The organism is Psychrosphaera sp. (assembly GCF_982872775.1).
Genome location: NZ_CEYNSH010000010.1, coordinates 61871 through 77909 on the forward strand (window position 1 = coordinate 61871; position 16039 = coordinate 77909).

General features: G+C 43.1%; 9 protein-coding genes and 1 other annotated feature. Of the genes, 4 read left to right on the forward strand and 5 right to left on the reverse strand.

Annotation, left to right across the window (positions count from 1 at the left end; genetic code table 11):
* The first annotated feature begins 308 nt into the window (after nt 1-308).
* The gene (locus AC4E96_RS04850) at nt 309-1262 is read left to right on the forward strand and encodes a glutaminase (RefSeq protein WP_490255047.1); all 954 of its coding nucleotides are present in this window, start codon (nt 309-311) and stop codon (nt 1260-1262) included.
* Here AC4E96_RS04850 and AC4E96_RS04855 read toward each other — a convergent pair.
* A complete protein-coding gene (locus AC4E96_RS04855) occupies nt 1252-2421 on the reverse strand; it encodes a benzoate/H(+) symporter BenE family transporter (RefSeq protein WP_490255048.1) in 1170 nt (389 codons plus the stop codon). The genes AC4E96_RS04850 and AC4E96_RS04855 overlap by 11 nt on opposite strands.
* Nucleotides 2422-2674: 253 nt before the next feature.
* Between AC4E96_RS04855 and AC4E96_RS04860 the strand changes: the two genes are divergently transcribed.
* The gene (locus AC4E96_RS04860; protein ID WP_490255049.1) at nt 2675-5074 is read left to right on the forward strand and encodes a TonB-dependent receptor; all 2400 of its coding nucleotides are present in this window, start codon (nt 2675-2677) and stop codon (nt 5072-5074) included.
* A complete protein-coding gene (locus AC4E96_RS04865) occupies nt 5068-5751 on the forward strand; it encodes a Fe2+-dependent dioxygenase (protein ID WP_490255050.1) in 684 nt (227 codons plus the stop codon). The genes AC4E96_RS04860 and AC4E96_RS04865 overlap by 7 nt, the downstream gene beginning before the upstream one ends.
* 100 nt (nt 5752-5851) lie before the next feature.
* Here AC4E96_RS04865 and AC4E96_RS04870 read toward each other — a convergent pair whose 3' ends face one another.
* From AC4E96_RS04870 to thrA, 4 genes are all read right to left on the reverse strand, one after another.
* Entirely contained in the window at nt 5852-6721 is an 870-nt protein-coding gene (locus tag AC4E96_RS04870) for a helix-turn-helix transcriptional regulator (protein WP_488033987.1), read from the reverse strand.
* Between the two features lie 337 nt (nt 6722-7058).
* Complete coding sequence (gene thrC / locus AC4E96_RS04875) at nt 7059-8369, reverse strand: threonine synthase (RefSeq protein ID WP_490255051.1); 1311 nt, start codon at nt 8367-8369, stop codon at nt 7059-7061.
* 104 nt (nt 8370-8473) lie between these two features.
* Nucleotides 8474-9439 carry a homoserine kinase gene (gene thrB / locus AC4E96_RS04880; RefSeq protein ID WP_490255052.1) on the reverse strand — a complete coding sequence of 322 codons (966 nt, stop codon included), beginning with the start codon at nt 9437-9439 and terminating at the stop codon, nt 8474-8476.
* A complete protein-coding gene (thrA, locus tag AC4E96_RS04885; protein ID WP_490255053.1) occupies nt 9439-11919 on the reverse strand; it encodes a bifunctional aspartate kinase/homoserine dehydrogenase I in 2481 nt (826 codons plus the stop codon). The genes thrB and thrA overlap by 1 nt, the downstream gene beginning before the upstream one ends.
* A gap of 43 nt (nt 11920-11962) precedes the next feature.
* Nucleotides 11963-12081: a sequence feature (Thr leader region), on the reverse strand.
* Nucleotides 12082-12471: 390 nt separating this feature from the next.
* Here thrA and AC4E96_RS04890 point away from each other — a divergent pair.
* Nucleotides 12472-16039: VCBS domain-containing protein (locus AC4E96_RS04890; protein WP_490255054.1), on the forward strand; the 3568-nt coding region annotated here is incomplete at its 3' end.

The following is a 16039-nucleotide window of genomic DNA, read 5'->3' on the forward strand; positions in this document are numbered from 1 at the left end:
TTCGGAAAATCTGAAAAATAGAATGGAGTGATAGGTAAAATCAATGGAAAAACGTTAGGCATTGAGAGACGGGCTTTTTACCGTAAAATAAGGTCATTTATTGGTAAGAACTTTCTAAAGCAGTTGAAAAGAAAAACAATATTTCTGCTATAGTAATTGGCTTCAAGGAAAGTTCGTTTCGGATTCAAAAACAGACTTTGTCTACGGCCATGACCTTACGATAAAGTAGAACGATTGTTCTTCTCTTTTCGCGTTCGTCATTAAGTCTTACTAAGTTACTTCTCATATAAAAATCAGGTGTAATAGATATGCTACAAAACATTCCCAATCCGCAACAAGTTTTAGTTGATGTGCTTGAAAGACATAAAGCGGCGGCGTCAAAAGGGAAAGTAGCTGACTATATACCTGCGCTAGCCGAGGTCGACCCTAACCTTGCCGGTGTAGCAATCGCAACGGTCGATGGTGATGTGGTTGGCGCCGGGGACTGTGAGGTGCCATTTTCGATTCAAAGTGTGTCAAAGATATTCGGTTTAGTTATGGCCATGAATCGCATTGGCGATGACTTGTGGAAACGTGTGCATATGGAGCCGTCTGGGCAGGCGTTTAACTCAATTATTCAATTAGAATGGGAGCAGGGGATTCCTCGTAATCCAGTGATAAACGCAGGAGCGTTATTGGTAGCGGATGTTTTAGTCAGCCATTACTCAAGCAGTAAACTCGCTCTTTTAAATTATGTTCGTAGATTGGCTGGGGATGAAAATATCTATTTTGATCAAGATGTTTTTGAGTCTGAGCTAAGCCATGGCAATCGAAATGCTGCACTTACTTATTTGATGAAGAGTTTTGACAATATAGAGGCGGAAGTACCAGAAGTACTGGACCATTACTTTAGTCAGTGTGCTATTAGTATGTCGTGTAAACAATTGGCCAAAAGTATGTTGTTTTTGGCTAACAAGGGCACAAACCCTATTATTACAGACTTGCCAAATGATAGTGAATCTCAGCAAGTGTGTAGTCGCAAAGATGCACACCGAATTAATGCTATTTTGTCGACGAGCGGTATGTACGACCAATCGGGTGAATTTGCGTTTTCGGTTGGGCTACCGGCCAAAAGCGGCGTTGGTGGTGCGATTGTCGCGGTAGTTCCTAATTATGGGGTCATTTGTGCTTGGTCACCGCCACTCAATAAATACGGCAATTCAGTTGTTGGTAAAAACATCATCGCAAGTTTGGCCGAAGAGCTGGGTCTGTCTATTTACTAAAAAGCTTTTTGTATAAAAGTCCGACAGCAAGGCCAAGTACCGTTGCATTGAGGCCAAATAAGCTAATACCTGATAAAGTAATAACAAAAGTAAACAGGGCGGCCTCTCTGTCATTTGGACTTTCAAAAGCACTGGTTAGGCACATTAACAAAGTACCGAGTAAGGCAAAGCCGGCCAACAATTTAGCAACATAATCAGGGTAAGCAACAAAGATATCTACAACGACACTGGCCCAAATGCCCGCGATAATGTAAAAAACGCCTGCCCAAATCGCCGCCAAGTACCGTTTAGCTTTGTCTTTGTCTACTTCTTCATTTAATACTAATGCCGCTGAAATTGCTGCTAAATTAACGGCAAAAACTCCAAAGGGCGAAAATAGTGCCGTTGTTGCTCCTGTACTTGTGAGAATAGGTTTGACAGATGGCTGATAACCAAAGCTTTTTATCATGGCAATACCTGGTAAGTTTTGTGACAACATACTGACAAAGTACAAAGGTACACTTATGTTTAAAACCGCCAATACATCAAAACTCGGGGTTGTCCACTTAGGCGCGGTAAAACCAAAATCAAACACGAGATCCGCAAATGCTTGCGCTTGTATGGCACTTAAAGTGCCGACTAATACGAGTACAAGCATGGTGTACTTAGGAATAAAGCGCTTAGCGATTAAATAAGCTATTAACATTGCACCAAGTACAAGAGGCTGAGTTGGCAATACCTGAAACGCGTCGATACAAAAAGGCAGGACAATCGCTCCTAACATCGCCGCAGCAAGTGCGGGCGGGACTCGTTGCAGTGCCGTAGTTATGGGTTTTACAAACCCGGTTATCATGATCATAATGCCGGTCACAACAAAAGCACCAAGCGCGTTGGTTAGGCTGTAATCTTCCAATATAAGTATTAACATCGCAGCACCCGGCGTCGACCATGCAGTTAATATTGGCTGTTTGAAATACCAGGATAAGCCAATTGAGCTCACACCCATCACCACACCTAATGCAACAAACCAGTGTGTTATTAACTCAGTAGACGCCCCTGCCATTGTTGCCGCTTGAATAACGATGATCAAAGAACTGGCATACCCAATTAAAACGGCCGTAAATCCGGCAATGACATGATTTATCGAAAAGTGCGGAGTAATTCGAGAGAGTAAATTCAAATCGCGAGTCTCTTCTAGTTAGTGAAGGCATGAATAGGGTTAAAGGATATAGGAAAAGCCTGTCTTACCCAATGAAGTTTGTAAATATTGATAATTTTTTGTGTCAGTAGGTTGTTGTTTATACCAAAGTGTAAAGATATGTAAATGAGAATGGTATTGATAATGATTATCATTTACACACAGGGTGTTCTGCTCCATAATCCACGCCAACCAACAAACAGACCAAAAACTTCTGCAACAATGGAAAGTTCCAATGCAAAACAAAAACAAACAACACACTAACATTTCAGGTATAAAATCATCATCTCACTCGTCAGCACCTTTAAAAAAGCTCGGTGCTCAAGCTGTGGCGGCGTCATTAGTGTTCGGCTCGACATCTATTTTTGCCGCGGCACAAAACGAAACATCAGACTTGGCGTCTGAAGCTAAAAAGGAAGTTGAAGTTCAATCTTGTGATACTTCGACAAACACTGGAACTGAATGTGAAGCAATTGAACATATAAAAGTACATGGTGTTCGCCATTCTGTTTATCACTTCGACAAGTCCGGTGACAAACGCCGAGTCAATGATCTAATAGATACTCCTCAAGTCATTAACGTATTAACGCAGGATCAAATCGCAGATTCGGGGCGTTCGGACTTAAGTGAAATTTTATCTGCTCAATCCGGTGTTACGTTGGGAACGGGCGAAAATGGTAACGCTTTTGGTGATAGATACATAATTCGCGGCCATGAAGCTAGAAGCGATGTGTTTGTTGATGGCTTGAGAGATCCAGGGATGACGACTCGAGAAAGCTTTGCCACTGAACGAGTCGAAATTACAAAGGGACCAAGCTCAACGTTCGCCGGACGTGGTTCTAGTGGTGGTGCGGTAAACAGCATTACCAAAAAAGCCTCTACATCTTATGATTTCGGACGTGTTGATGTCGGTGTTGGCTCCGATGATTTTAGCCGATTGAGCATCGATGTTAACAATCCAATTAATGATGATACGGCCGTCCGTATCAATGCACTACTTGCTGATGAGACCAAACCCGGTAGAGATGGTATAGAACGTTCAAGGGACGGACTGCAAATATCTGGTACACATAATTCATCAGACAAACTCTCTCTTACGGCCGACTTTTATTATTTAAACGCCGAAGACAAACCAGACTTAGGCAGTTACTTTTTACAGGATGAACGTGCTCCAATTAGCAACATTCCTGTTTATGCCCAAGATGAAGACTTCCAAGACTCTAAAGTCAAAACATTTACTTTCAGAGCGGACTATCAATTAAATGATGACACCGTTTTGTACAATACGACTCGATATGGTCAAACTGAAAACGGCTACCTTACCACTGGCGTACGTGGCACTTATCGCGATGAAAGCGATGAGATTGCTCCAGGCGAGTTTACTCTGTCAATGAGCACACATCAGGGCTGGCAGGAGGTCGAGTACTTCGCTAACCAATTTAACCTTATACATACAAATACTCTTGGTGGACTAAAACATAAGTTTGTAGCAGGGGTAGAGTTCAGCAAAGAAAACGTCGATAACGGCTTTTACGAAATTGGCTATAACAGTGACACGAATTGTCAGATCAGTGGCAGACGTGGAGTATCAGGCGGATATTGTATTCTTGATGCAAATGGTCAAGTCATCAAAGACATGAATAGTCTAATGAATCGCAGTTTTGCAGTGGGTGACAAGGATGCTCAATTCTCAATTTCCACTGTTTCTACCTATTTAATGGACACGATAGAATTAAATGATAAAACTCAAGTATTTGTAGGTATCCGTCAAGACAGTTTTGACTATGAAAATGATGTAGTAAGCCGTGGTGAGCCTATGTTATTTGATTATTCAGATGATATGTATAACGGTCACTTAGGCGTACTTTATAGTTTAACGGATAGTTCAAATATCTATTTTAACTACAGCACCGCGACAAACATAAATGGTGGAGAGTCAGACTTAGGGGCAAACTGTGGATACGGTGGTTTGTGTGGTGACCCAGAGCAGGCTCGCCAATCAGAACCTGAGTTAGTTGAGAACGTCGAAGTTGGAATCAAGTGGGGCCTATTTGATGAGATGTTGGTCGCGAATGCTGCATTATTCCAAATTACCAAAGATGATGTTATGGAAAGTATCGGTGATGACTATTCAACACTTGGAACTCTTAATACGGGTAAAAACCGAGTCGAAGGAATTGAATTGGGGCTTGCTGGAGACATCTCAAATACGCTAAGTATTCAAGCCTCAGCTTCTATTATGGACTCTGAAGTTTTGGATTCTCATTTTGAAGAAAATGTTGGTTTGGCGTTGAGTAATTTGGCTGAAAAAAGTTGGTATGTGCAGTTGCGCTATCAACCAAATGAAATTTGGTCGTTTGGTGGAGATTACTCTGGTCAAAGTGAAATGTATGGCGGTCAGCCAGATTCAGCAGCAGGTTATAATGATGAGCTTGGTGATTACAGTATTGTGGTGCCTAGTTATCAAGTGCTGAACTTATTTGCTAATTACAACGCAACAGAGGACTTAACATTGAAGCTAAACCTAGGTAATGCATTGGATGAAGAGTATTGGACGGCTGCGTATCGTTCTGGTTCGTTTATGTACCTTGGTGATGCACGTACTGTCAGACTAACGGTTAATTATCAATGGTAATCATTGAATCCTTACTGACATCGAATGATCTTGAGTCGGTTCGTTCCCAGCTAGCGCAAGCTAGCTGGGAGTCGGGTAAGAAAACGGCAATGGGTATGGCTGCATCTGTGAAAGAAAATACTCAAGCTAATAGGGATGATCCGATTGTTGAACAATTGAGCAATGCGTTATTGAGTCGCTTTGGGCAAAACTCTACGTTTGTTTCGGCAGCATTACCTCACAAGATTTTTCCACCTTGTTTTAGTCGCTATGTCGAGTCAGAACATTATGGATTTCATGTCGATGCCGCGATCATGCGTTTTCCCAAAAGTAACCAAGTTTTGAGAAGCGACTTGTCAATGACGCTGTTTTTGAATGAACCTGATGAATATGAAGGGGGTGAGCTGCAAATTCAGACTGAGTTTGGGGAACAACGCGTCAAACTTAATGCGGGGAGTGCGGTGCTTTACCCATCGAGTAGTCTTCACAAAGTGACGCCCGTAACTCAAGGTACTAGGCTTGTTGCGATTACTTGGATTCAAAGCATGGTCTCTAACGAGAGCACAAGGACAACACTTTTTAACTTAGATCAAACGTTGCAAGGTTTAGCTCAAGAGGGAAAGGCAAGTAGGGAGCACTTAGATAGTCTTCACAATGTTTATCATAATTTAGTGAGACAACAGGCAGAAATTGGCTAATCAATTTGCCCACATAGACCTAGAGTATTTATTGTAAAAAAGCACATCAAGAGATGTGCTTTTTGTTATGTAACGAACGGATTAGAAACGATTAAATACTCTAGTCAAAAAGATATGGCTTTAACTCTTCAATGTTTTTAACAACAACCTGTTGAGCGCGAGGATCGGCATGAACTGTATGGCCGTCAATACGCAATTCTTTAAGTAAGTAGCCTAACAAACAGGCTTGAACATCAATCTCCAACTGGCCGCGTTTCATGCCATAGTCATGTTCGATGACAAGTTGTTGATCGGCTGTTAAACGACGGTCGGCAGTGATGATAACTTTCAGTTTTTTGTTCCACATCTTGTCGTCTTCGCGACCAAATTTGGCTTTACCACGCTCTTTTTCAGGCTTGCCAAAAAATCGTGTCAAAACAAAATCTCTAAAGTCTTGATTCTTCTCACAATAGGCACGTACGTGCCAGCGATTAGTCGCATAAACAATAGAATGCGGACATATGACGCGTCCATCTGGTTGCGGATCATTAACCGAACGGTAGTCTACTTCGAGGCGATGGTTGTGTTCACAAGCTTGGATAAGTGCACGTAAGACGACCGGCTCAATATGACGACTAGGTACAGGGGAGCCGTAAGTATGAGTATCGGCTGAATTTAGTCGAGATAATGAGGCTTCCAACATATAGTTATGCAGAGGTAACTGTAGATATTCATCTGCTTGACCGTAGGTAAGCATAGGCTTGAACTTTTTGGTCGGAATATACGCTTTTTGACGATGGCAGTACTCTAAGTTGTTTGGTGCCACTTCAGTGCGGTATTTAGAAATATCACGCGATGCCTGTTGGCGTTGAATTCCAAAAGCATTCATCAAGTGGTGACTATTTACTTTGCCTTCCCATAAAGCCACGACTTCAATAAGTCTAAGGCGCATCAATAAGTCAAATTTAAATGAGTTTCCAGTATTTGGCATGGGTGTCCCTGTTTTAGCTAATCCAACGGTGAACAGTGTAAACCGAAAAGTGTACTTTTGTACATTACATCAATTTGTTGTGATTGCATACGTAATAAAAATAGACATATGACGAACAATAGGAATAGTAAGATGAACATTATTCATTATTTTGTTCCTGATAGGGGGAAATGTCATGCACTATTTTATTACGTGTTTATATATCCAGTTATTGCTTGATATTCATTGAAAAATATAATGTAAATCATAGGACGACGAGACACAAGGATGTGGCCCTAACAACTTGATTAGGGCCAGTGTCGAATGTTCCTTCTGATCATTCAAATCGTTTAAGTATTCACTTTAATAATAATGACTTTAGCGCAGGGAAGTCATCTTCACAAAACTCTGTATGACTGTCTAATTCCATCGCCAACCTCAGCTTTTCTGGCATCGTTATGGAAGACTGTAAAACATCTTCTACGACTTCTTTAAATTTAGCCGGGTGCGCTGTTGCTAAAAATATGCTTTGCTCCTGCGCAGAGCTAATGTACTTAGGCGCGGTCTTGATTGCATGGTAAGCAACCGCTGCGTGTGGCTCCGCGGTGTATCCAATAGATTGAAGCTCTGTAAGGGCTCGCTTCGTTTCTTCTTCTGACACCGAAATACCGACTAAATCAGAAATCGGCCATTGCATCTTCTCAAAGATAGCCTCAACACGAGGCCAGTTACTAGGATCGGCCACGTCCATGGCATTTGAAATTGTAGCCACAGTAGGATTAACGTGCCAAGTTTGTTCGTTAAGGTATCGAACGACGGTGTCGTTGCTATTAGTAGCAGCAATGAAACGTTTGATTGGTAGTCCCATTGCTTTGGCGAATAAACCCGCGGTTAAGTTGCCAAAGTTACCGCTTGGAACGGCAAACGTTGGTGCAGTATCGGCATTGAGTTCAAAGCCTTGGGGCTGTTGTTGAACAAACTGTGATACAGCCTCAAAGTAATAGCAGACCTGGGCAAGTAAGCGACTTATGTTGATGGAGTTTGCCGAGTTTAGCCCAAGTTCTGAGGTGATTTGCTCGTCTTCAAAAGCCAGTTTGACCAATCGCTGACAAGCATCAAAGTCGGACTTGACGGCAACGGCTGAAATATTTTGACCAAGTGTTGTGAACAAGCGCTTTTGTGGTTCTGAAATTTTTCCATCTGGGTATAAGACGATAACATTGATGTTATCGATTTGATAAAACGCATCCGCGACTGCAGCTCCTGTATCACCTGATGTGGCCGTTAGTATCGTCATAGGGTTATTTTTGGCGATAGCGCCAAGAATTTGAGCCATGAAGCGGGCACCAAAATCTTTGAATGCCAGTGTGGGACCATGAAAAAGCTCCAAGCTCATGGTGTCGCTAGTGACAGGAATTAATGGCGCATCGAAGATAAAAGCCTTGTTGACGATATCTTTAATTTCTTCAGCGGAAAATTCATCGCCAATCCAGGCACTGATGATCTTTTGGCAACGCGTTAAGAAGTCGACGGACAGTAAGTCATCAATATCTTCTAAGGTTGGAATATGGCTTGGAAAAAACAGTCCTCTGTCTTTACCAAGTCCCATAACACTGGCTTCTTTAAATGAAACTTTTTGTTCTGGATGCTTTAAGTTGTATAGCTGCATCTTTTTTCCTTTCCAATTAGGATGTTTGTTAAATGCGACTGATTTGTTTAACCGTTCGCTTTAATCTAAGTCGCTTTCTTTTGTGTAACGCCATTGTGTCTCAGTTATGAGACTTCAGGGGCTAGCACTCGAGAGCCTGTCATGTCTATTTTGCAAAGATGAGAAAACCCACCAAGCGTCGGTTTTACATATACTTCATTGAGTGTAGCTTGAAGTTTTTTTGCTTTGCCCAAGTCATTAGCAATTGCAAACATAGTCGGGCCACTACCAGAAATGCCAGAAGCTAATACATCGAGTTTTACAAGTGTTCTTATGGCTTGTTGGTAACCCGGAATAGTGGATGCTCGGTAGGGTTCCGCAATAACGTCTTTAATACATGATGCCGCCAATGTTTCATCTTTCTGATAGCAAGCATGGACAAAACTCGCCAAGTTTTGACCAAATTGAATCGCCTTTTGTGTTGAAAGCTGGTCTGGTACTAAAGCGCGCATTTTTTCAGTAGACAATGAGTTGCCAGAATAAGCGACAACCCAATACCAATCCTCAAACACGGGAAGCTTGGTACTGATTTGTTGAGTTTGTTCGAGCATCAGTTGGAGACCACCAAGAAAGCAAGGTGCAACATTGTCATAATGAATTGAGCCACTGATGCTACCTTCAAACTCACCCATAAGTGTAAGTAAGGCATCGTCATCCAGAGGTTTATCAAACGCTATATTCAGTGCATGAAGTGCGGCCACGATTGAGCTGGCACTTGAGCCAAGGCCACTGCCGACAGGTAGGTTCTTAGTTAATTTTATTATAATACTGTGTGGGTTTTTGACGACATGTTCGAGATAATAGTGGGCACACATGACAACAATATTAAGTTTGTAGTCTGTGGGTAATTTATTTGCCCAAGATCCACTGACCTCTAATTCAACATTGTTTTGCTGACTAGGCTCACACAACTCAATAGTAACTACGTCACCAAGTAATGTGCCGTCTATAGGTGTTATCGCCGCGCCAAGAACATCAAAACCGACGCTAACATTACCAATAGAGGCGGGAGCGAATACCGAAATAGCCATTATCTTACCTCACGCAACCAGTTTTGAGTTTTTAATAAATCTGAGAAAATGCCCGCCGCAGTGACTTCGTTACCAGCTCCATAACCGCGAATAACAAACGGCAAAGGTTGGTAATAACGAGTGTAAAAGGCTAAGGCGTTTTCACCACCTTTAACAGAGTACAACGGGTTACTTGCGTCAACGGCCATAAGTCGTACTTTAGCAGTCGGGGTTGTACCGTTATCAATCTCACCCACGTACCGTAAAACTTGATTGCTTTGAGCTGCACTATTGACGAGTTCAGCGATTGCGTCATCTGCCTCAGGTAAACGTGACATGAATGCTTCAACATCACCGGATGCGTCAAAACTCTCGGGCAAAATTGGTTCGATTTTGATGTCTTCCATTTCTAGCTCAAGACCAATTTCTCTTGCCAAAATTAATAGTTTTCTTGCCACATCCATACCGCTCAAATCATCTCTAGGGTCTGGCTCTGTGTAACACTTTTCTCGAGCGATAGCCGTTGCTTCCGAGAACTTTTTACCTTCATCAAGTAAACCAAATATGAAGGAAAGTGATCCTGATAAAATACCATTGAACTGTTCGACTGCATCGCCTGCGACGAGAAGCTTTTTTAGATTGTCAATGACTGGCAAGCCAGCGCCAACGGTTGTTTCATATAAGTATTGGCGACGATGAGCGAGGCTCCTCTGGCGAAGTTCATTGTAAAACGACAAAGATTGAGTGTTGGCCTTTTTATTTGGCGTTACGACATGGCAGCCGTTTTCAAACGCTTGGAGATAATGGCTGGCAACAAATTCACTGGCGCTGCAATCAATTAACACTGGATTAACAAACGATTGAGTCGCCGACCACTTGAGCAGGGCCTCTAGTGACATCTCTTTACTTGCTGAGTTAAATGCCGGTTGCCATTGACTCAAATCTATTCCGTTTGGCTCGATTAACGCTGCCTTAGAGTTCGCTATCGCACAAACGTTAATCTTGATATTTTGTTCGTTAAGCCAATCAGATTGCTGGTGGATTTGAGATAACAATTCTTTACCTACGTTCCCACAGCCAACTAACAGCACGTCAATAGGATGCTGACTATCAAAAAAGGCGCGGTGACTTGCTTTTAGTGCTTTATTGCCTTGGGCCGCATTAACGACTGCTGAAATGGATCGCTCGGACGAACCTTGGGCGATAGCTCTTATGTTTACATCAGCTAAGGCTAAAGCTTTAAAAAAAGTAGCGGCAATGCCTTTATTCGTTTTCATTCCGTCACCAATGACGGATATAACGGAAAGCTGACTTTTCCAAACAACGGGCTCTAGTAGTTTGTTTTTTAACTCTAATGCAAACTCGTGTTCTAATGCTTCTTTCACTTTGGGTGCATCATTTTCATCAATACAAAGTGACAGACTGTATTCTGAGGAGCTCTGAGTAATTAGTGATACAGACGTATTGGTTTGTGCAATCGTGTTCATGATTCGACTTGCCATACCAACTAAGCCTTTCATTGCTGGGCCTGCAATATCAAATAAACATTGACCTTCCAAGTTTGAAATAGCTTTAACGCCCTCTTGATTTTTATCAACGGTATCAATGACAAGCGTACCTGCAGCTTTGGGTTTTAAGGTGTTTTTAATCCGACAAGGAATATTGAACTGTGCCAACGGGGCAATGGTTTTTGGATGGAGAACTTTAGCGCCAAAATAAGATAACTCCATTGCTTCTGCATAACTGAGTATATCAAGTACTTTCGCTTCTTTTACCACTCTAGGATCAGCGTTAAAAATGCCATCTACGTCTGTCCAGATTTCACATGATTTGGCCTTTAAACAAACGGCTAATGAAGCTGCTGAATAATCAGAGCCGTTGCGGCCTAGTGCGACAATTTGGCCCTGTTGGTCAACTGCTGAATATCCCGGCATTACAAGAACGTCAAAGGCGTTAGTTGAGTTGCTATTGCTCTGTTTAGATTTAACAATGCTCTTTTCAATATTTATCGTTGCGTTGAGCTGGTTTTTTGAATCACTGACAAAATAATCTGCAGGGTTTATTAGATCCACACGTAATTCATGGCGTAAGAATTTGGCAATGATCTTTGCCATAAGTCGTTCGCCGCTAGTAAACAATTCGGCTTTTACTGAATCAGGGCACATGCCTAACAAAGAGATTCCTTCACACTTTTTTGTTAGCCATTCGTCATATTCATCGACACTATCTAAAAGCGAATCAGATGCATTACTGTCCTTGTAGTCAGCGTCATTTAGCCCAACAACGATAGATTTAAAAGTTTCACAGATACATTCAATAACTTTTTTATAAGACTCTTTATTTTCGGCTTGGGTAATGGCTTCGATTAACCTATTTGTCACGCCGGCTGGTGCAGAGAATACCGCTGCAACAGGCATGACTTCTTGGCCAATTAGAGTGATGACGCTTTGCACTGAGTCTGCGTTCGCCAATGACGAACCACCAAATTTCATTACTTTCATATGTTCTCCGGTTTCCTTTCCAAATCAATCACAAAGCTTTAGAAACAAAAAAGCCCGCGTTCGAATGGAAGCGGGCTTTGTTGTTAAAAAATAGGTGTCATGAGTCCGCCTCCACACCAGTAATGGTTGTGGTGGTGGTAATCAGGGTAAAAGTTACATTTACAAATTTCATAAACTTACTGTTGCTTCAAATCTAAACAAAGTCAAGAAAAATATTGATTAATTACTCTAATTTTTTATTGGATAAAAGAGGGCGTTATACGGGCTGTTATTTGGAAATTAAGTTTTAAAAAAAACTGCGTCGGCGCTACTTTTCCTAAGAGCGCCGACACAGGGGAGTGGCCGTGCTGGCCTAAGAGTCTTTTGTCTCTGGGGTGAAACTATGTTTGACATTAAACCGCAAAAAACATTTGAAAAATAGACAGTAAATTCCCGGGAGGGTATAGGGGATTTTCCTAGATACTTTCCGCAAGTCCCAATTTATCACTTCTGTCCTTTGCTACTAGACTTAGTGGTGTGAAATTTTACCGAATAAGTACAGCAGAGGTGTTTATGGAAAACTTGATTCAATTAGCAGTTAGCGGTCAAGTGATCGAGATTAGTGGACAAGCTTTTATCCGCAACGAAGACGGTGAGTTAGTTCCATTAGAGTTGCAGCAAGGGTTGCCTGGCGGTACCGAAGTTGTGCTTATAGACGATGCTTACATTCGAGTAGCATCTGAGAACGGTGATGAACTGATATACGATGTAGATAACGCCGATGGCTTTTTATATACATCTGGTTTGGATGATGAGACGGCCCAAGAAGTGGCTGACATTCAAGACATGATTGAAGCCGATGAGGATGGCGAGTTAGACCTTGAAGCAACTGCCGCGGGTCAAGGCGGCCAGGGCGGAGGCCAAGGTGCCACAGTCATTGAAAATAGCGATCAAGAAACAATTGCAAGCAGTCGTTATGATACAAATCTAGAAGCAAACCAGTCGAGTAATGGCGCGCCAGAAGATACTAACCAAGACTTTAATCAAACTGCCCCTCAAGCCCAAGATGATTCGGCGGCAACATCTGAAGACAACTCTGTCGCCATTAATGTTTTAGACAATGACACCGATGCTGAAGGTGACGAATTAACATTGACAGATGCTGTGGCAGAGAATGGTACCGTTGAAGTGAGTGAGGACGGAACAATTGTTTACAATCCGGATCCAAACTTTAATGGTACTGACACTGTCACGTACTCGGTAACAGACAGTAATGGTGACTCGTCTACAGGGACGCTAACAATTAGTGTTTCTCCAGTTGAAGATCCTACAGTGATTCAACAGAACCCTCCAACGACATTGCAAGCAGATGAAACCGATGCGTCAGGTCAAGTCATAGCATCTGATGCAGACGATCCTGATTTGAGCGTTGTACCAAATACAACGTTAGGGTCGACGGGTGAATTTACGATTGATGAAAACGGCAACTGGACTTATACACTAAATGAAGACTCAGCGGCTGCATTAGCTGAGGGTGAAGTACAGACAGAATCATTTACCGTAGAGCTAACAAACGGTGTCACGACTGAAGTAGTAATAAACGTAAATGGTACAGACGACTTGCCAGTTGTAAGTTTGGGAAGCGGTACGGTTACTGAGGATACGGTAACAAGTGTTAGTGGCCAGTTAACGGCTGAAGACCCTGATAATCCTGACCTAGCGTTTGTTGAGGTTAACACTGGCGGTGCATATGGTGACTTAGTTGTTGATGAAGATGGCAACTGGACGTACACCCTGAATGAAAACGCCGAGGTTTTACAAGACGGCGATGAGCAAGTTGAAACGTTTGTAATTTCATTAAACGATGGAACAACAACAGAAATCAACGTCACAGTCCAGGGAACAGGCGGCCAAGCAACAATAGTCGACAATGAAACGACACCCACCACCGGTGAAGTAATCATCGAAAACCCATCTTCACCGGACGTGACAACAGTCGCTGTTTCTCAAGATGGTGACTATGGTACGTTGACGGTAGACGATAACGGTAATTGGACGTTTGTTGTTTCTGACAATGCAAGAGAGTTAGCTGAGGGAGAGTCGGCTTCTGAAGTTTTTCAAGTTCCTCTGAGTGACGGTACTACGGTCGAAGTAGTGATCGATGTTCAAGGGTCAGATGATGCACCTGTAATCAGTCAGGGCACTGCAAACGTAACCGAAGATACAAACCCAACTGACTCAGGAACGTTGACGGCTTCTGATATTGATAATCCTGATTTGGCGTTTGTTGCAGATACAATTGTTGGTACCTATGGCGAGTTAGTTGTTGATACTGATGGCAATTGGACCTTTACAGCAGGTCCAAACGCGCAAACCTTGGCTGGTGGTGAGCAACAAACCGAGGTTTATACAGTCTCACTTAACGATGGCAGCACGACGACTGTTTCAGTTAATCTAACTGGTACAGACGATGCTCCTGTTATTTCATCTACTACAGCTGATGTGACTGAAGATTCGGCGCCAACGGCTTCAGGTCAGTTGACGGCAAGTGACATAGACAACCCTGATTTAAGCTTTGTTCCTGAAACTATTTCGGGTCAGTATGGGGAGGTTACCGTCGATGCAGATGGTAATTGGACATTTACGACGACGGCTGGTGCAGATTCATTAGCTGGTGGCGAACAGCAAACTGAAATTTATACGATTACGCTCTCTGACGGCAGTACGACAGAAGTGTCCGTAAACTTTACCGGTACGGATGATGCACCGGTTATTTCGGTTGGAACGGGAAGCGTAGTTGAAGACACTCAACCAACAGCGACAGGCCAACTTACTGCAACTGACGCTGATAATCCTGACCTTGCATTTGTCGCTTCAAATCAAGCGGGTGCTTATGGTGACTTGACGGTGGATGCTGATGGGAATTGGACCTATCAAGCTAATGCAAACAGCCAAGCTTTGGCTGAAGGCGAAGTACAAGTCGAAACGTTTACGGTCGCGCTTAATGATGGCAATACGACTTCCATTGAAATTACGATAACAGGCACGGATGAGGCACCGGTTATCAGCTCTGACGTAGCGAACGTAACAGAAGATACAGATCCAGTTGCAACAGGCACGTTAACGGCCATTGACGGAGACAACCCTGATCTCGCGTTTGTTGCGGAGTCTATAACTGGCACATACGGTGAACTGGTGGTTGATGCAGACGGTAACTGGACGTTTACAGCGGGGCCGGGAGCACAAGGCTTAGCCGGTGGTGAGCAACAAACAGAGGTGTATACCGTTTCTTTAAACGATGGTAGCACAACGACCGTCACCGTTAATTTGACCGGAACCGACGATGCACCAGTGATCGGCACTGGCTCTGGTACTGTAGTTGAAGATACACAACCAAGTGTTTCTGGCACAGTGGATGCCAGCGATGCAGACAATCCAAATTTAGCATTTAATGCCGGCTCGCAAACAGGCACTTATGGTGAACTAAATATAGATAGTAATGGTAACTGGACGTATACACTCGATGAAACGGCTTCGAACGCGCTTCAAGGTGGCGAGCAAGCGACAGAATCATTCACTGTTACCTTAAGCGATGGCAGCACCACGACAATCAATGTTGGAATTACGGGCACAGATGACCAACCTGTTGTTTCGGCAGGCGTTGCTACCGTAAATGAAGATGACCCAGTTGTTACAGGTCAATTAAATGTTGTTGACCCAGATAGCCCAACCGCAAGTTTTGTGGCAGCCAACCAAACGGGAACTTATGGTGACTTTACGGTTGATGCCGATGGTAATTGGTCGTATCAACCTAATGCCAATGCTCAAACGCTTGGCGCTGGTGCTCAGCAAGAAGAAATCTTTACCGTTGCACTCAATGACGGTACGACGACAACCGTCACAGTTACCGTCACCGGTAGCGACGATGCCCCTGTTATTTCAACAGCGACAGCCGCAGTCACTGAAGATTCGTCACCAACCGCTTCAGGTCAATTAACCGCATCAGATGTGGATGACCCAGGTTTAGCGTTCGTACCAGAAACAATTACTGGAACGTACGGTGAGGTAGTGGTTGATGCAGACGGCAACTGGACGTTTACAGCGGGGCCGGGAGCACAAGGCTTAGCCGGTGGTGAGCAAC

Coding starts and splice junctions, on each gene's coding strand:
- thrA (WP_490255053.1), bottom strand. CDS start 11,919: ATGAAAGTAATGAAATTTGGTGGTTCGTCATTGGCGAACGCAGACTCA.
- AC4E96_RS04870 (WP_488033987.1), bottom strand. CDS start 6,721: ATGCCAAATACTGGAAACTCATTTAAATTTGACTTATTGATGCGCCTT.
- AC4E96_RS04865 (WP_490255050.1), top strand. CDS start 5,068: ATGGTAATCATTGAATCCTTACTGACATCGAATGATCTTGAGTCGGTT.
- thrC (WP_490255051.1), bottom strand. CDS start 8,369: ATGCAGCTATACAACTTAAAGCATCCAGAACAAAAAGTTTCATTTAAA.
- AC4E96_RS04860 (WP_490255049.1), top strand. CDS start 2,675: ATGCAAAACAAAAACAAACAACACACTAACATTTCAGGTATAAAATCA.
- thrB (WP_490255052.1), bottom strand. CDS start 9,439: ATGGCTATTTCGGTATTCGCTCCCGCCTCTATTGGTAATGTTAGCGTC.
- AC4E96_RS04850 (WP_490255047.1), top strand. CDS start 309: ATGCTACAAAACATTCCCAATCCGCAACAAGTTTTAGTTGATGTGCTT.